This window comes from Neptunitalea chrysea, assembly GCF_027924145.1.
Taxonomy (GTDB): Bacteria; Bacteroidota; Bacteroidia; order Flavobacteriales; family Flavobacteriaceae; genus Neptunitalea; species Neptunitalea chrysea.
Genome location: NZ_BRVP01000005.1, coordinates 1 through 17,513, shown reverse-complemented (window position 1 = coordinate 17,513; position 17,513 = coordinate 1). Strand labels below are relative to the sequence as shown.

General features: G+C 31.7%; 19 protein-coding genes and 1 tRNA gene. 13 read left to right on the top strand and 7 right to left on the bottom strand.

The genetic code is table 11. The features are described 5' to 3' along the window. Nucleotides 1-352: 352 nt before the first annotated feature. The 4 genes from NBRC110019_RS04450 (at nucleotide 353) to NBRC110019_RS04435 (ending at nucleotide 3,804) form a co-directional block, all read left to right on the top strand. Nucleotides 353-742 (top strand): hypothetical protein, encoded by a 390-nt coding sequence (locus NBRC110019_RS04450; protein WP_281752804.1) that lies wholly within the window; start codon nucleotides 353-355, stop codon nucleotides 740-742. A 192-nt stretch (nucleotides 743-934) separates the two neighbouring features. Further along, nucleotides 935-1,288, top strand: coding sequence for a hypothetical protein (locus tag NBRC110019_RS04445; RefSeq protein ID WP_281752803.1), 354 nt, complete (start codon nucleotides 935-937; stop codon nucleotides 1,286-1,288). Nucleotides 1,289-1,455: 167 nt separating this feature from the next. Then, nucleotides 1,456-2,814: a DNA recombination protein RmuC gene (locus NBRC110019_RS04440; protein ID WP_281752801.1), complete on the top strand. Its 1,359-nt coding sequence runs from the start codon at nucleotides 1,456-1,458 to the stop codon at nucleotides 2,812-2,814. 468 nt (nucleotides 2,815-3,282) lie between these two features. Beyond that, the gene (locus NBRC110019_RS04435; protein WP_281752799.1) at nucleotides 3,283-3,804 is read left to right on the top strand and encodes a 2'-5' RNA ligase family protein; all 522 of its coding nucleotides are present in this window, start codon (nucleotides 3,283-3,285) and stop codon (nucleotides 3,802-3,804) included. Nucleotides 3,805-3,852: 48 nt separating this feature from the next. Here NBRC110019_RS04435 and NBRC110019_RS04430 read toward each other — a convergent pair whose 3' ends face one another. Next, entirely contained in the window at nucleotides 3,853-4,701 is an 849-nt protein-coding gene (locus tag NBRC110019_RS04430; protein ID WP_281752797.1) for a DUF2911 domain-containing protein, read from the bottom strand. A gap of 138 nt (nucleotides 4,702-4,839) precedes the next feature. On the opposite strand from NBRC110019_RS04430, the gene NBRC110019_RS04425 reads away from it, so the two are divergent. The 3 genes from NBRC110019_RS04425 to NBRC110019_RS04415 are packed head-to-tail and all read left to right on the top strand — an operon-like array spanning nucleotide 4,840 to nucleotide 7,528. Next, a complete protein-coding gene (locus tag NBRC110019_RS04425; protein ID WP_281752795.1) occupies nucleotides 4,840-5,337 on the top strand; it encodes an SRPBCC family protein in 498 nt (165 codons plus the stop codon). A gap of 1 nt (nucleotide 5,338) precedes the next feature. Then, nucleotides 5,339-6,652 (top strand): cryptochrome/photolyase family protein, encoded by a 1,314-nt coding sequence (locus NBRC110019_RS04420; RefSeq protein ID WP_281752792.1) that lies wholly within the window; start codon nucleotides 5,339-5,341, stop codon nucleotides 6,650-6,652. Between the two features lie 30 nt (nucleotides 6,653-6,682). Beyond that, nucleotides 6,683-7,528, top strand: coding sequence for an OmpA family protein (locus NBRC110019_RS04415; protein WP_281752790.1), 846 nt, complete (start codon nucleotides 6,683-6,685; stop codon nucleotides 7,526-7,528). Here the strand turns inward: NBRC110019_RS04415 and NBRC110019_RS04410 are convergent. From NBRC110019_RS04410 to NBRC110019_RS04395, 4 genes are all read right to left on the bottom strand, one after another. Next, entirely contained in the window at nucleotides 7,523-8,371 is an 849-nt protein-coding gene (locus NBRC110019_RS04410) for a type IV pili methyl-accepting chemotaxis transducer N-terminal domain-containing protein (RefSeq protein WP_281752788.1), read from the bottom strand. The genes NBRC110019_RS04415 and NBRC110019_RS04410 overlap by 6 nt on opposite strands. A gap of 62 nt (nucleotides 8,372-8,433) precedes the next feature. Next, complete coding sequence (gene murA / locus NBRC110019_RS04405; RefSeq protein ID WP_281752786.1) at nucleotides 8,434-9,744, bottom strand: UDP-N-acetylglucosamine 1-carboxyvinyltransferase; 1,311 nt, start codon at nucleotides 9,742-9,744, stop codon at nucleotides 8,434-8,436. 14 nt (nucleotides 9,745-9,758) lie between these two features. Beyond that, entirely contained in the window at nucleotides 9,759-10,403 is a 645-nt protein-coding gene (locus NBRC110019_RS04400) for a DUF4290 domain-containing protein (RefSeq protein ID WP_281752783.1), read from the bottom strand. A gap of 58 nt (nucleotides 10,404-10,461) precedes the next feature. Beyond that, on the bottom strand, nucleotides 10,462-10,749 hold the full coding sequence (locus NBRC110019_RS04395; RefSeq protein WP_281752781.1) for a DUF493 family protein: 288 nt from the start codon (nucleotides 10,747-10,749) through the stop codon (nucleotides 10,462-10,464). Between the two features lie 116 nt (nucleotides 10,750-10,865). Here NBRC110019_RS04395 and NBRC110019_RS04390 point away from each other — a divergent pair, with 116 nt between their 5' ends. The 5 genes from NBRC110019_RS04390 to NBRC110019_RS04370 all read left to right on the top strand — a co-directional run bounded on the left by NBRC110019_RS04390 (nucleotide 10,866) and on the right by NBRC110019_RS04370 (nucleotide 15,391). Next, nucleotides 10,866-11,405 (top strand): AAA family ATPase, encoded by a 540-nt coding sequence (locus tag NBRC110019_RS04390; RefSeq protein WP_281752779.1) that lies wholly within the window; start codon nucleotides 10,866-10,868, stop codon nucleotides 11,403-11,405. Nucleotides 11,406-11,408: 3 nt separating this feature from the next. Beyond that, nucleotides 11,409-13,307 (top strand): RecQ family ATP-dependent DNA helicase, encoded by a 1,899-nt coding sequence (locus NBRC110019_RS04385; RefSeq protein ID WP_281752778.1) that lies wholly within the window; start codon nucleotides 11,409-11,411, stop codon nucleotides 13,305-13,307. Nucleotide 13,308: 1 nt separating this feature from the next. Further along, entirely contained in the window at nucleotides 13,309-14,256 is a 948-nt protein-coding gene (fmt, locus tag NBRC110019_RS04380) for a methionyl-tRNA formyltransferase (RefSeq protein ID WP_281752776.1), read from the top strand. Between the two features lie 186 nt (nucleotides 14,257-14,442). Next, nucleotides 14,443-14,715: an HU family DNA-binding protein gene (locus NBRC110019_RS04375; protein WP_281752773.1), complete on the top strand. Its 273-nt coding sequence runs from the start codon at nucleotides 14,443-14,445 to the stop codon at nucleotides 14,713-14,715. A gap of 115 nt (nucleotides 14,716-14,830) precedes the next feature. Next, nucleotides 14,831-15,391: a YqgE/AlgH family protein gene (locus NBRC110019_RS04370; protein ID WP_281752771.1), complete on the top strand. Its 561-nt coding sequence runs from the start codon at nucleotides 14,831-14,833 to the stop codon at nucleotides 15,389-15,391. 29 nt (nucleotides 15,392-15,420) lie between these two features. Here NBRC110019_RS04370 and NBRC110019_RS04365 read toward each other — a convergent pair whose 3' ends face one another. Together NBRC110019_RS04365 and NBRC110019_RS04360 are read right to left on the bottom strand one after the other, a co-directional pair. Then, a complete protein-coding gene (locus tag NBRC110019_RS04365) occupies nucleotides 15,421-16,266 on the bottom strand; it encodes an aminotransferase class IV (protein WP_281752769.1) in 846 nt (281 codons plus the stop codon). Between the two features lie 57 nt (nucleotides 16,267-16,323). Beyond that, nucleotides 16,324-16,707, bottom strand: a complete 384-nt coding sequence (locus tag NBRC110019_RS04360) for an START-like domain-containing protein (protein ID WP_281752767.1) — start codon at nucleotides 16,705-16,707, stop codon at nucleotides 16,324-16,326. A 160-nt stretch (nucleotides 16,708-16,867) separates the two neighbouring features. Here NBRC110019_RS04360 and NBRC110019_RS04355 point away from each other — a divergent pair. Then, nucleotides 16,868-16,941 (top strand) — tRNA-Met (locus NBRC110019_RS04355). Nucleotides 16,942-17,513: the final 572 nt, after the last annotated feature.

The following is a 17,513-nucleotide window of genomic DNA, read 5'->3' as shown; positions in this document are numbered from 1 at the left end:
CAAACAATACTAGCTACGCAAATATAATCTTCGCTTAAGTGCGTTTCTATATTCACATGACGAGATAATTTCTTTGAAAATAAAATAACAACAGAAACCCGAAATAAGAGCTTTTTTTACTTTTATGTTTTACTCAATAATTGAGATGAAATGCTCCGAGACTTGTCTCGAAGTAGAAATGCAATGCTTACTAATTACTTCGTAGGCTTAGCCCAAAGTAGTTTACTAAAATCCTTACTGAAAATTTAGTTTTAAGAACATAAGGAAACTTCTTTAAATAGTTACTAAATTTGTGAGCTTTCTTAAAGCAACTATTTTAAAATTATTACATCTACTAGATAAACTTATTATCATGAAATTTATATCGTACACTGCGTTTTTAATATTTAGCTTACTTTTTGTTGCATGTGCCGAGGAAGATTATAAACTTACATTTGAAGAAGATACCATTAAGCTACAAGAAAAGTTTGATAAAATTGTTGAGTTTGGTCAAAGCGTGGAGTGTACAGATGCCTCTGAATGGGATTATACAGCTGTAGGAGAAAAAGCATGTGGTGGTCCATCTGCGTATATAGCCTACAATACGACTTTAAATACGGATCAATTTTTCGCCTTAGTTGAAGACTACAATAGCTTTCAGAACATTTATAATAATAAATGGGAGATGGTTTCTACCTGTGATGTCCCTCAAGAACCTGCAGGGGTTGAATGTGTAGATAGTGCACCCGTATTGATATATTAAATACTATTACCTGTTTCGTTATAAAAACTAAAAAACTGCAACACAAACAGTTCATTTAGTTTGTTTTAATGATACAAACTTTCTTAGTATTCAAAAAGTGTTACAAGACTAATAACCTGTTAAAAACTATTCTATCATAGTTCTTTTAAGGGTTATAAATTTACGCCCGTAAATTTTAAATTATAATAACCAATGTTAAAGAAGCTTTGCGTAGCAGCTATCATCTTTGTTACTACAACTGCATTTACGACCAACACTACAGTTAACCATCAACCAAAAAAAGGAGACGTGTATGTAATTAATACACCAAAAGGAAATGAATTTCATACTATTGATTTCCCTAAATTAAACACACTTATAAAAAGAGGCACCGTTGCCAATTATAAGAGTGTTTATAATACTCCTATTGTAATAACGGAAGTTGGCAAAAATAATGAAGTAACCATTGCTAGAAAAGATGGTAAAAAATTCTTCCGATTTTATAAAACCGTTACGGTTGATTTAAACAAGGCATTAGAAAGTGGTGAACTTTCTTTAGTCAATTAATGCTATTTAGAGACAAGTCTTTGAGCATTTCATCTCAATTATAGAGTAAAATTCAACATTTAAACACTTGTGAAATTCACAGGTGTTTTTTTGTTTATAGCATTATTACACAATTTATATTCCCTCTTTTATTTTTATCTTTACCGTTCAAAAAAATTCAATAATTCATGTCAGAAACCATTATTGCTATCATTACATTAATTCTAGGAGGCGCTATAGGATTCTATATCGGAAAAACGATTGCAACTTCTAAAAACAATGCAAATTCCCAAGGGTTACAATCTAAGTTAGACGCTTTAACCGCTCAGCAAAAAACCATTGAACAGCAATGGTTACAACAAAAAGAGCAGTTTCAAAAGCAATTAGAAATATACCATAATGAGACAGAAAAACTACGTCAGGAAAAAGAAGCAATAGCTATTCAGCTTTCTAAAAAAGAAGCAGACTATGTACACTTGCATGAACGTTCTCAAGAACAAAAAGGAGAATTAGAAAAGTTACAAGAAAAATTTACTAAGGAGTTTGAAAACCTTGCTAACAAAATATTAGAAGAAAAGAGTTCTAAGTTTACAGAACAGAACAAAGAGAACATTAAAAACATATTAAGTCCGTTACAAGAAAAAATTCAGCTCTTTGAGAAAAAGGTTGACGACTCAAATAAAGAAAATGTAATTAGACATACGTCTATGACAGAGCAATTAAAGAGCCTGCGCGAACTCAACCAACAAATAACTAAGGAAGCCAGCAATCTTACCAAAGCACTTAAGGGAGATACTAAAATGCAAGGAAACTGGGGCGAATTAGTTTTAGAGCGTGTACTAGAAAAATCAGGACTTGAAAAAGGTAGTGAATATACTGTACAAAACAGTTTTACCACAGAAGAAGGTAAACGCGTATTACCCGATGTAATTATTCATTTACCCGAAAACAAAAAAATGATTGTCGACTCTAAGGTTTCCCTTATAGCCTATGAACGCTATGTAAATGAAGAGGATGAAACCTTAAAACCTGCTCTATTAAAAGAGCACTTATTTTCTGTTAAGAAACATGTTGAGCAATTAAGCGCTAAAAACTATCAAGATTTATATAAAATAGAAAGTCCTGATTTTGTACTCTTATTTATTCCGTTAGAACCAGCCTTTGCTGCTGCCTCACAGGTAGACACCAATTTATATTCTTGGGCTTTTGAAAAAAACATTGTAATTGTTACTCCTTCTACCCTATTAGCAACATTGCGTACCATAGATAGTATGTGGCAAAACGAAAAGCAACATAAGAATGCTTTAGAAATTGCAATTCAGGCAGGTAGACTATACGACCAGTTTAAAGGACTACTAGAAGATTTTGAAAAAATAGGAAAACAAATTCAAACTGTACAAAACAGTTACTCCGGAACCATGACTAAACTTACTGGTAGAGGAAATCTGCTTACCAAAGTAGAAAAACTAAAAAAATTAGGTGCTAAAGCTAGTAAACAAATAGACCAAAAATGGTTAACTAGAGTAGATGACGATACGGAAGAGTAACTCTTTCTATAAAAACAATTATCAAAAAAGCTCTACTGTCTTAAAATATATTTTTTGAGTGTACTCATTATTTTCATACAAGTAAAGCGTATCATTTGTATTTACTGATGGGGTTTTAACATAAATACCTACTAAATCTTTTTTTGAATAACTACACCCAAAAAATATAAGCAAGAACAACAAGTAAACTAATAAATTTCTCATAGTTAATCTTCTACATTATTATCTATCCATATATATGTTTGATTTGTAGTACTCTCCTAAAAATTGGTAATGTTTTGATATATAATCTTGCCCCCACCTTGTGCTTACTAAATATACATATTTGACACAAATTCACCAAATGGTTTTTATATAAAAGAAGCTGTTTAAAAAGGTAATCTTTTTACAATAAATACTCATAATTGTGTATTTATTTCGGACGTTTAAACTGTATTTTTACCACTACCGTTAACGAATAATTGTGTTATGAATATTCATAAGTACTCAATTGCTATTATACCTGATGATAGCACTGTAAAGCACGTAAGAGCTCTAAAACTAAGACTATCTGATTGTATAGGATGGTATCATAGTAAAAATTCGATGGCTCATTTTACTATTGGAGAGTTTGAAGGAAACAGTAACTCTTTACAACATATACACGAACAAATAATAAGTGTCTGTAACGTTTTAAAATCGTTTCAAATTCACTTAGCTGAAATTAAAAGTTTTGATAAAACTGGTACGCTCTACATTGCCCCAAATAGTACTTCTAAAGATCATATTATAAACGTTATGAGACTATTTCATCAAAAGCTTAGTTTACAAGGAGATGTAGTAAATCCGCATTTAACTATTGGAAGAAGACTACATCCTGAACATATTGAAAAAGGTAAGAAAGTATTAAAATTTCATCCAACTTCTTTTGATTGCAACGCTATCTACCTAAGAAAATACAATCCACTTATTAAGCAATATGACGTGGTACATACCTATTATTTAAAATGAAAAAGCTGCTCTTTCGAACAGCTTTTTCATTTTATTATTAAAGATCACTTATAGTGCCTTCCACTCTCTTAAGGTATCTTCATTCATTTTAACATAATCCTGATTTCCCACTTCCTTAGATTTCTGTAAAGAAATTCTTGCTGCTTTTATAGCTCCTTTTCTATCACCCGCTTTATCATGAATTAATGACTGCTGACGATACATATAAAATGCCGCCTTATCACCTTCCATTTCAATTGCTTTGTCAATCATTTCTACAGCCTTTTTCATTTCCATATTCTCAGTGTAATAAAAAACAGCAGCACTATAATAATCACGAGAAGATGGTCCGCTCATTACCTTTTTAATATTATTTACTGTTTGCTCTTTAGTCATAGTTTTAATAGGAAATGCGACATATACATTAGACCAAATCATTTCTAAATCTGCACCACTGTTTCTTAAATTATTAAAGTCAATAGTAAATGTTTCTACCTGAAAAGGTACTTCCATTACTTCTGCCGTAGCCTTTGCTACCACTTTTTCCATATCAAAATCTCTAGGAGCACCCCAATTGTTAGTATCAGCATATAAATACATTTCCCAACTCTTTTTCCCCGGTTTCGTATAGATAGCGTATGAACCTTTTTCTACTTCGGTGTTACCAAAAAATACATTTTCACTAAATGTAATTACTGTATTGGCATTGGCACCCGTTCTCCAAATTTTATCATAAGGAACTAAGTCTCCAAAAATCTCACGTCCTTTCATAGAAGGTCTTGAATAGGTAACAGTAACTTCTGTTAAACCAATTGTTTGTTCAATTTTAGCTCCTGGGCTAGCTTGTGGTGTTTTTATTTGAGCATAACTCATAAACCCAACAAATGCACAAATAATGGCAAGTGTAATATTCTTCATTTTAATTAGTTTTTGATTAAGCCTAAAATTAAACAAAGACATTATCGTAGATGTTAATATTTACTTAAAATAAACGTATTCTATTTTGTTTAATATTTTTTAAAATCTATTAAACAAAATTATTGTATCTTTAATTTCATGAAGATGTATCAATTAAAATCAGTTCAAGGTTTACCCATATCGTTAGAAGAAGCATGGGAATTTTTATGTGCACCAGAAAATTTAAAAACTATTACCCCTGACTATATGGGATTTAATATACTCTCAGGTACTGAGGATAAAATGTTCCAAGGTCAAATTATTCAATATATTGTTACGCCCGTAGCCAACATTAAAACCAAGTGGGTTACAGAAATCACTCATGTACAAGACAAAGAGTATTTTGTTGATGAACAACGTTTTGGTCCTTATCAGCTTTGGCATCACAAACATTTTTTAGAGGTTACAGATGGCGGCATCATCATGAGAGATGTGGTAGACTATAAATTACCTGGCGGTATACTAGGGCAAATGGCACACCCTATAATGGTACTTCCTAAACTCAAAGAAATATTTCATTATAGAGCTGATAAATTAGCTTCTATTTTCGGCAAATTAGAGCACATTCCTACGACTTTACAATTCAATTCTTTTTAAAATGAAAGAGCAGCCGCGGGTCATTTTTTGGTTTAGAAGAGATTTACGCTTGTATGATAATAAAGGGCTTTATAATGCTTTAAAAAGCGGTTATAAGGTGTTCCCTATATTCATATTCGACAAAGAAATTCTAGCTTCTTTACAGAAAGATGATGCAAGAGTAACTTTTATCTTTGATCAATTACAAAGTTTACGGTCGGAACTACAAAACAAACATAATAGCTCTATTGCAATATATTATGATACTCCTGAGAATGTATTTAAAAAGTTACTTTCAAAATATACGATTAAAGAGGTTTATACCAATCACGATTATGAACCCTATGCACTACAAAGGGATAAAGAGATTGCAGTCTTTTTAAAATCTAAAGACTGCACATTGTATACTTTTAAAGATCAGGTAATATTTGAAAAAAATGAGATCGTAAAATCAGATGGAAATCCGTATTTGGTTTATACACCATATATGAAAAAATGGAAAGAAATATTTACTCCTGAAATGATTAATAAATTTCCTTCTGACAAGGTATTAGATAATATGTACCAGCACTCTTCACTCCCCAACGTTTCCTTGTCCGACATTGATTTTACCCATTCAAAAATAAAAGTAAAGCCATTTAATACTTCTATATCACTTATAAATAATTATGAAAAAACACGAAATTTTCCTGGTAAAGAGAGTACATCTAATCTAAGTCCACATCTACGTTTTGGCACAGTAAGTACTAGAGAAATGGTGAAAACTGCCAAACAATCGGGTAATGAAACCTTTTTAAATGAACTCATTTGGAGAGAGTTTTTCATGCAAATATTATGGCATTTTCCTCATTCCATTACCAAAAGCTTTAAACCTGCTTACGATGCCATACAATGGCGAAACGATGAATCTGAATTTGAACTTTGGAAAGAAGGAAAAACAGGTTACCCAATGGTAGATGCTGGTATGAGAGAACTAAACAAAACCGGATATATGCATAATAGAGTACGTATGGTAGTAGGTAGCTTTCTATGCAAACATTTACTTATTGACTGGAAATGGGGTGAAACTTATTTCGCCGAAAAATTGTTAGACTACGAAATGGCTAGTAACATTGGTAATTGGCAATGGGTTGCTGGTTCTGGGGTAGATGCAGCTCCTTACTTTAGAATATTTAATCCGAAAACACAATTAGACAAATTTGATAAACATCATAAATATGTAAAAAAATGGATTCCTGAATTCGGAACCTCTAAATATCCAAATCCTATAGTGGAGCATTCGTTTGCAAGAAACAGATGCTTAAATACTTACAAGGAGGCTTTAAATAGTGAATGATTTTTGTATTTTTAGAAAAAATAAACAAGTATGAAATCTAACCTCTTGTGTTTATTCTTTCTTTTCCTAAGTGTTTTTGTGTATTCACAAAATAAACTTGTTCAATTATTTTATGGTATGGATGTACATACGCTAACCAAAGAACAAAAACAATTATTATCTAAAACACTTGATACGCTTAACAATGGTAATAATTACTATTTCAATATTACAGGATATACGGATTATGTGGCTTCTGAAGACTATAATATGAAATTAGCCAAAAAGCGTGCTGATATTATTAAAGACTTCATTAAACAAAACTATCCGCAACTTATAAATAGCATTAATACTTCTGCACACGGAGAGCTGGTTTCAAAAGAAACCTTAGTACAACACAATGCCAAAAAGGGAGATCTTGAAAGCAGACGTGTTGATGTTGTGATTATGTTTGCAGAAAAAACAGGATACATACCACTTAACCCTAATGAATTTATGGGGAAACCTTTTACTAATGTTAAGCCCGGAGACTCTATTGAATTGAAAAATTTGCACTTTGTTTTGAACACCACAAATCTTGAAGAAGAATCTCAGAAAATATTAGATACATTAGTACAGGAACTTAAAAACCATAAAAGTGTGCAAATAAGAATTGAAGGACATGTATGCTGTGGAGATGTATATACTTATTACAGAGAAACCTTTAAGCAAAAGCAAATGAAACTATCTAAAGATAGAGCAAATGCTGTATTTAATTATCTTGTAGTAAGAGGTATAAGAGAAAGTAGACTTTCGTACATAGGTTATGGGTTTAAAAAACCCAAAGTATATCCTGAAAAAACGGAGGAAGATAAAGCCGCCAATCGTAGAGTTATGGTAAAAATAACTTATTTATAAAGCATCTTCCTTGTTTACTGTTTTATCTACCGTTTTAGTTTGGTTTACTATTGAAGATATTGTTTCATCTAACTCTTCAGCACAATGCTTAAGTTTTTCCAAATAAAGATCATTCAATTCTTCTCTATCATCAAACTCAATAAGATGCACTAAACCTAAAATATTGGCAAGTGGTTTCCTTAATTTATGCGATTGTATCTGAGCAATTTTTTCAAGTTTTGTATTTTTTAACTTAAGCTCTACTTCTGATTTTTGAATTTCTAACACTTGTTCTTCTAATCGTTTACTTATAGGCTTATAAATTAAAAGAACCTCTGCAACAATTACTCCTATTGAAATAAGTGCTAAAATAATCTCAGTTATAATTATGAAAGTTAATTTTCTATTAGCACTATTTTCTAAGGCCTTTACCGTAATATCCATTTCAACTAAAAACAAATCTAATTTAACAGATAAATCTTTAAGTGAAGTCTCACTTAAATACCTCTCTTTAGAAATATCATTAGCGATACTCTTCATTCTAGAAGTTAGGCCATTTAATAATGCTAATGATTTTGTATCCTCTACCCCCGTAAAATTAAGACTTTCATTTCCATGAAGTAGCATTTCATGGGCATCTAGCCATTGCTTCTCTAATTTCTCAAGTGTTTCGGTATTTGTATGATCATTGTGTATTTTATAAAGCTCAAGATTAATACGCTGACTTAACATACGTTGTCTACCAGCAATATTAATAATTTCAGCATCTTCCTTCTTTTTCTGTAACCAATATTGTATAAATACTTGGTTACAGGTAAGTACTACTACCGAAATTATAACTCCTATAATATACTTTTTTGTCATATAACGATATCCTATTCTTGATTTTAGATTATTACTTAAAAGTAAACTAAAATTTTTAAAGATTAACTTACTCTAACAATTCTAGCACCAATTGCTCTTAAACGTGTATCAATAAACTCGTACCCTCTATCTATTTGCTCAATATTATGTATGGTAGAAGTACCCTTAGCAGAAAGCGCTGCAATTAATAAAGACACCCCTGCTCTAATATCAGGTGAAGTCATAGTTGTTGCCTTTAAAGTAGATTTAAAATCATGTCCTATAACTGTTGCACGGTGCGGATCACATAAAATAATCTTAGCTCCCATATCAATTAGTTTATCCACAAAGAATAATCTACTCTCAAACATTTTCTGATGTATCAATACCTCGCCTCTAGCCTGAGTGGCAACTACCAGAATAATACTTAATAAATCTGGGGTAAATCCTGGCCATGGTGCATCAGATATAGTTAAAATAGAACCATCTATAAAATTCTGAATTTCGTATCCATCAACATGAGCAGGTATAAAAATATCGTCACCTTTCTTTTCTACAGTAATCCCTAATTTTCTAAATACATTAGGTATCAACCCTAACATATCCCAGTTCACATTTTTAATGGTTAACTCACTCTTTGTCATAGCCGCCAAACCAATCCAGCTACCAATTTCAATCATGTCGGGTAACATAGTGTGCTCACATCCACCTAACTTATCAACCCCTGTAATGGTTAATAAATTGGAACTAACACCTGTAATATTTGCTCCCATCGAATTCAACATAGTACACAACTGTTGCAGATAGGGTTCGCAAGCCGCATTATAAATGGTAGTAACTCCTTCTGCTAAAACAGCAGCCATAATAATATTAGCGGTACCCGTTACAGAAGCCTCGTCAAGTAACATATTAGCACCTGTTAGTTTTTCAGCTTCTACACCGTAAAAATGCTCTTCCTTATTATATCTAAATGTTGCCCCTAGTTTTATAAAACCTTCAAAATGCGTATCTAAACGTCTTCTACCTATTTTATCTCCCCCTGGTTTAGGAATATAGCCCTTACCAAAACGACCTAATAAAGGGCCTACCAACATAATAGAACCACGAAGTCCTCTTCCTTCTTCCTTAAACTGCTCTGAATGTAAATAATTTAAATCTACATCATCTGCCTGGAAAATATAACTTCCCTTGCCCTTTTTCTGGATTTTAACTCCTAGGTTTTCTAAAAGATTAATTAATTTATTTACATCAACAATATCTGGAATATTGTGAATTGTAATTTTTTCGTCTGTTAACAAAACAGCACATAATATCTGTAAAGCCTCATTTTTTGCTCCTTGAGGTGTAATTTCCCCTTGAAGCTTGTGGCCTCCCTCTATCTTAAAAGTTCCCATTAAAATTCAGGTAATTAATAACGTTTTTTAATATAACCTTTTCCTTTATTTCTATTGTTATTTTTGTTATTTGTACGTTGTTTTTGTTTACTACGTAAAAGGTCTGAGCTAGAAGAAAGATCTTCTTCAAATCTAGCCAAATTTATTTTCCCATCGCTAAGCTCATAAAGATGTTTAAAGATCGCTTCATCTTCTACCACATCTTTATTCCAGTTCAAATAACTTTTTTTCATGTGGTTAGCAATACTAAACTTCAATGCTTGTTTTAGGTCGCCTTCTTCCCAGCTGTTACAAACATCAATCATACGTTTAATATTATTTCCATAGAAACGATACTTTGGATAGTTCTGCGGATAATTTAAAGGTTCTGGACGCTGCGCATATAATTCTCTTGAAGGAGTAGGATATGGTGAATCTACATCTAAATCAAAATCGGCCATAATAAATAGCTGATCCCATAATTTATGCTGAAAATCTGGCACATCTCTTAAGTGCGGATTTAAATTTCCCATTACTCCTATAATTGATTGTGCAACCTTATTTCTCTCTGCCCTATCAGCTATAGATTTGCAATAATTAACCATTTTCTGAATATGTCTTCCATATTCTGGTATAATTAGTTTTTCTCTTTCAGTATTATATTCAATAGCGTCTATCAAAATCTCAATTTATTAAAGAATCAATATATTTATTTGCAAAATAATAAAAAACATTTAGTTATAATGCTATTACTCCTTCTATTTTTCCAACTTCTTTATAATAGTAAATAACTTCATCCGGATTTTTCAATTTCAATTTTATTGAAATACTACAAAATTTACCGGTAGCAGATTCTTTTGTTTTTATATCTGCATTTTTACCATTAAATAAACCTTCTATATAAGCCATTTTTTCAGCATCGCTAGGTATAATAAATTTATACAAATATTCTGATGGCCATAAAGAAGTGTTACCCAATTCTTCTTTTAATCTACTATAAAATTCTTCTTCTTTTTCAGTACTCATATTCTTTTATTAATAGTGCAAAGATACTCAATCTTTCCTATTAATTTCTTCTTTTAAATTTAGGGGTTGTGCTAATACTGGTAAATAAGTACTTTTACAACCTGTTTACAGTATGTATGAGTTCAAAAAAAATTGTAATTACCGGCGGACCAGGTTCAGGAAAAACTTCTATAATTAACGAACTGTTAAAAAGGAAACATCATTGTTTACCTGAAATATCCCGAGAAATTATTCTTGAAGCCAAACGTGAAGGGATAGATCAACTATTTTTAAAAGACCCTATCTTGTTTAGCGAACGCCTTTTGCATGGTAGAATAGTACAATACAAAACAATTCATTTAGATACTCCATATCTTTTTTTTGATAGAGGGATACATGATGTTGTGGCTTATATGGATTTTATTAATAACACCTATCCTCCTATCTTTGTAAATGCATGTGAACAGTATATTTACGACACTATATTTATTTTACCCCCCTGGAAAGAAATTTACATTTCTGATAACGAACGTTATGAGAACTATGAGCAGGCTATTTTAATTTTTGAAAATCTTAAAACCACCTACAAAAAGTACGGTTACAACTTAATTGAGGTGCCTTTTGGTACTATTGAAGAAAGAGCCGATTTTATACTAAGTACTCTTAATAACAGTTAATTAATGCCAACACCAAAGGAGATATTAAAGCATTATTGGAAATTTAACGATTTCCGAAGCCTACAAGAAAATATTGTTACCTCTGTTTTAAACAACAAAGACACTATTGCTTTGTTACCAACAGGAGGTGGTAAAACTATTTGCTTTCAGGTACCTGCAATGGTTAAGGACGGTATTTGCATTGTGGTATCTCCGCTAGTAGCCTTAATGAAGGAACAGATGCAAAAGCTTACCGAAAAAAATATAAGAGCGCTGGCTATTACAGGTGGATTATCTAAAGCTGATTTAGATGCTACTCTGGATAATGCTATTTACGGTAATTATAAATTTTTGTATCTCTCTCCTGAGCGTCTTCAGCAAGAACTCGTTATAGAACGCATAAAACGAATGGATGTTTCTATGATAGCTATTGACGAAGCTCATTGTATTAGTCAGTGGGGTAATAATTTTAGACCAGCATATAGAAATTGTAAAATTTTAAAAGAGTTATTTCCTACCTGTCCGTTAATAGCGCTTACCGCCACCGCCACCAAACAGGTTTTAGAAGATATTCAGGAGAATCTAAGTATTCAAAACGCAACGTTATTTAAAAGCTCTTTTGCGAGACCTAACGTAGCCTACATGACGCTAAAAGAGGAAAATCCGAATTTTAAATTAGTTCAAATTTTAAGAAAAAATACAGGTACTTCTATTATATATGTTAGAAACAGAAGAGCCACACAAGAAGTAAGTACATTTCTTGAAAAAGAAAATTTCAAGGCTACTTACTTTCATGGTGGACTTACCGCTAATGAAAAAGTGGTTAGACTAAACCAGTGGCTTTCTAATGAAATACAGGTAATGGTAGCTACCAATGCCTTTGGAATGGGGATTGATAAACCTGATGTACGTACTGTAATTCATCTTAGTTATCCAGATTGCATTGAAAGTTACTTTCAAGAAGCTGGTAGAGCTGGTAGAGATGGTAAAAAGTCGTTTGCTATTTTGTTTAAAAATAAAGCAGAAGAATACAAGGCCATTAATCAGTATATAGATGTATTACCAAATGTTGATATTATAAAATTCATTTACCGAAAACTAACCAATTATTTTCAAATTCCTTTTGGTGAAGGTTCAGGTGAAACCTGTTCCTTTAATTTTAATGAATTTTGTAATAGCTATAAACTTTCACAATCGGTAACCTATTTGGCACTACAAATGCTCGATCGGTTTTCTATTATATCACTAAGTGAAAATTTCTTTGAAAAGCACCTTATACATATTCATACTTCCCAAGCTACTTTTGAAAATTATGTAGCCAAATATTCGTATGTAAAACAGCCTATGGACGTAATTTTAAGAACCTATGGAGGTGTCTTTAATTATGAAACCAACATTAATCCGTCACTTATTGCTACTAAATGTGGTACTAAAGAAACTACTATTATAGAGTTGCTTAATCAATTGCAAAAAAATGATATTATAACATACAATAGTACCAAGGCCGATACTGAAATTACATTTTTAACACCACGAGAAGACAATCAAACAATTAATACAATAGCCAAACAAATTGTACAACAGAATACACATATAAAAAAGCAAGTATTGTCTCTAATCTCGTTTATTAATAACGATTCAGTTTGCAAAAGCCAACAACTCTTAGCCTATTTTGGAGAAACCGATACCGAGGAGTGTAAAATATGTTCGGTATGTATTGCAGATAAACTAAAACTATCTGAACCTACATACGAAAAGGTAAAACAAGATATTATACATATATTAAATCAAGCTCCGGCTACATCACAAAAATTATACAGTACTTTACAATTTACTGAAAAACACATCTTGAATACATTAAAAAAAATGATGGAAGACGAGATCATTAATATAAATACCAAAAACGAATTTGACCTATTATAATATGAGAGACTTGCGAATAGTTTTTATGGGTACACCAGAATTTGCGGTTACCATTTTAGATAAATTAGTTGAAGAAAACTATAACATAGTAGGTGTTATTACTGCACCAGACAAACCAGCCGGTAGAGGTAGAAAACTACAATATTCGGCTGTGAAACAATACGCTCTAGAAAAAAACCTGAATATATTACAGCCTACCAACTTAAAAGACGAGGACTTTACTAAAGAATTAATAGCTTTAAAGGTCAACTTACAAATAGTGGTTGCCTTTAGAATGTTACCTAAAGTGGTATGGCAATTACCAGAATACGGAACTTTTAATTTACATGCCTCTTTATTACCAAACTACCGTGGAGCAGCACCAATTAACTGGGCTATTATAAATGGCGAAGAAAAAACCGGAGTAACTACTTTTTTCATTGACGAAAAAATTGACACCGGTGCAATGATTTTACAAGAAGAAGTAGCTATTGATGAAAAAGATACCGCCGGAACACTGCATGATAAACTAATGCATGTTGGTGCAAATTTAGTAGTGAAAACCGTAGCACAAATAAAAACAGACACTATTAGTACTACGTTACAAGATGATAATCAAATTACAAAAGATGCTTTTAAAATACATAAAAACACTTGTAAAATAAATTGGGATGATACCGTTAAAAACGTTTATAACTTTATTAGAGGTATGAGTCCGTATCCTACAGCATGGACACTATTACAACAAGAAGGAGAATCATATAACATAAAAGTTTATGATGTAAGCAAAGAAATTGTTTCGGTAGCAGAAAAACCAGGAACTTTAGTAGTTTCCAAAAAAAGTGTAAAAGTAGCTGTACAAGATGGATACATAAAATTAAACGAAATACAAATGCCAGCAAAAAAACGAATGCATATTAGTGCCGTTTTAAATGGCTTTAACTTTGCACCCAACGCGTTAATGGATTAACCCTTGTAAACACTGGCAATATTAAAAAAGCCTTAAGATAAAAGCGCGTTTATTAACAATGGTGTTAAGTTATTAACAAATATACCGATTTAACCTTGAAATACTTGTGTAATAACGAAATCCGTATAAATTTGTTATGGTTTTACAAAAATTAGTGAACCCAAATTATAATTTAAATTTAAACTTATGAACAAGACAGAATTAATTGATGCAATGGCAGCAGATGCTGGTATAACAAAAGCAGCAGCTAAAAAATCTTTAGAATCATTTTTAGGAAATGTTGAAAAAACTTTAAAAGAAGGTGGTAAAATCTCTTTAGTAGGTTTTGGATCATGGTCTGTATCTGAAAGAGCAGCAAGAGAAGGAAGAAATCCACAAACTGGAGCTACAATTCAAATTGCCGCTAAAAAAGTTGTTAAATTTAAAGCAGGTGCAGAATTAAGCGACGCTATTAATTAATATCCTTACGATATATCATATACCAAAGCACCTTAAAGTAAGGTGCTTTTTTTATTGTATGCTTTATTTGTTATTCTAAATAAAATATTTTAAGTTTAATTAAAAGTTATTGCGTATGGAAGCTCTAAAACCCCAGAAAGGACTTTTACTTATTGCCGAGCCTTCCATTATTGGTGACATTTCCTTTAATAGGTCGGTGATCTTATTAGCAGATCATAACACAATTGGTTCGGTAGGATTTATTTTAAATAAACCGTTAGACTTTAAATTAAATGAACTTGTTCCTGAAATTCATAAAACCTTTAAGGTATATAATGGAGGACCGGTAGAACAAGAAAACCTTTATTTTATACATAAGATTCCTGAAATGATACCTAACAGTATAGAAATAGCTTCAGGTATTTATTGGGGTGGCGATTTTGAAAGCATTATTCATCTTATTAATGACAGCAAAATAAGAGAATCTGATATTAAATTCTTTTTAGGTTATTCAGGGTGGGAAGCGGAACAGCTAATAGACGAACTTAATGCCAACTCATGGGTTATTGCCAAAAACACCTATAGCAGTAATGTTATTAGAAAACCATCTCGTACCTTCTGGAAAGAGAAAATACAAGAGTTGGGAGGAGATTACCTTTTATGGGCAAACGCCCCAGAAAACCCTAGTTTTAATTAATTTTTTAGATTGTATATAATACCTCTAAGCTACCCTAAACGTGCAACAGCGTTTAGCTTACCTATCAACCCTTTTGCAAAAGTAGTTGTAAATTCTTTTTTGCGATATTTTTTTATGGGTTGAATACCAATAACCGAATTCGTAATAAACAATTCATCTGCCTTTTGTAATTCAAACGGAGAAATAGATACTTCCTCTACGGTATACCCTTCAAGTTTCTGAAGTAGTTTTAAAACCTGTTTTCTTACTATCCCATTTAAACAACCATCTGCAATGGGAGGTGTTTTAATAGTAGTCCCTTTTACTAAAAATAAATTTCCGTTTAACGCCTCTATTACACTTTTATTAGTGTTTAATACCAAACAATTCTGTAAATCATTTTCCTTTGCATACACACCCCCTATAATTTGCAAAGCTTTATTGGTTGTTTTAAGTGAAGACAATAAACCCGGCGCCTGGTAAAAATCTTTAAAAATATCTACCCCATAAACATCATCTGTAATAATATAAAAGGCATTTTTTAGCGGAGTAGCCTGTATATAAAACGTAACATCATTATTTACAGGTGTGTACAACCCTCCATCGTTTCTAAAAACATTAAACCTAACCTTAACAGGCTTTCCTTTCATTCCGGTTGCGTTAACAAGTCTAAGAATTTCACTTTCAAAAAATTCAAGTGTATATTCCATAGGTATTTCCATACGCATAATACGCATAGATGCCATTAACCTCAAATAGTGTTCCTCTCCAAAAATTACCTTTCCATCAATCACTCTAATGGTTTCAAAAAGTGCATCACCATACTTAAAACCTCTATTATTAAAGGTAAGTTGCTTGTTATCTGTAGGTTGTATTGTACCGTTATAATTAATCATAAAAAAAGCCCTGAAAATTTCAGGGCAAAGATACTTAATTCTATATTTTTAGAAGAATTAGGCAGAACCCAAAACTTGTTTTAAATCAGATATCTGATTTTCCCACAACATTTTAGCCTCATCCACTTCATCTTCATCTGCAAAGTCAGTAATTAAAAGTGATACATCTTTTGTAATTTCATCAACAACAATCTTCATTTCAAAAAACGATATATCATCGTTAGCTGCCCAATGAAATTTTACTAATTCGCCATTTTTCTTTTTAACCAATTTTGCTTCTTCCTCTGCTCCATCCCAAATAAAAGTGAATAACTCACCTCTCGAATTTACATTATCTGCAAACCATTCTGAAAGGCCTGAAGGTGTTGAAATATATTGATATAACAAAGATGGTGATGATTGAACCACAAATTCTAACTCATACTTTATTTTTTCTTCCATAGAAATGCTCGTTAATTGTAAAAATTATATCAGAACGACAATATAGGTATTTAATTAAAAAATCAAAATAAAAAGAGAAATAATTATTTTTTCAATTAGTATTTGGAGTATTTAAATTAAGTTATATATTTGCACCCGCATTGAGAGATGCACAACATATGGCGAGGTAGCTCAGTTGGTTAGAGCGCAGGATTCATAACCCTGAGGTCACGGGTTCAACTCCCGTCTTCGCTACAAGATAAACCAAGGCTTTTGAGAAATCAAAGGCCTTTTTTTGTGCCACTTGGTTAAACAATGGTTAAACAAAAAGTGGTTTTTTATGACGTGAAATGGTTTGTTTTGATACAAAGGAAATGGCCATTATCCATATTTAATCATATTAAATTCCAAAATTTCTGACAGCTTTTAAATTGTAACCTTAAGAATTATAGTTTTATTCTAAGATTCAGAAGCCTTTACTCCGCTAATACTGATTCAAACAGTTGTGAATTACTTTACTCTACGCATAGAAATCAAAAATTGGAATATATTAAAACCATCGTCTCTAAAACTAAAATCGAACCGATACTAAACAATATAAAGGTCTGAACAGCATTAAAGACTCTAAATAATAATAACCTTTGTTTTTGAGTTGAATGATTTTATCTTACTTAATTGTAGGGTAGTTTTTATATCTTTGTAAAGATTGATGACTGGATTAGTGAATATTAATCAGTAGCAAAGATAGCATTGGAGGATAATCAACAATTAATAGATTCATTGGGTAAATTGGTAAGAAGCTAGTTTGCCAACCCTATTTGTTAGCA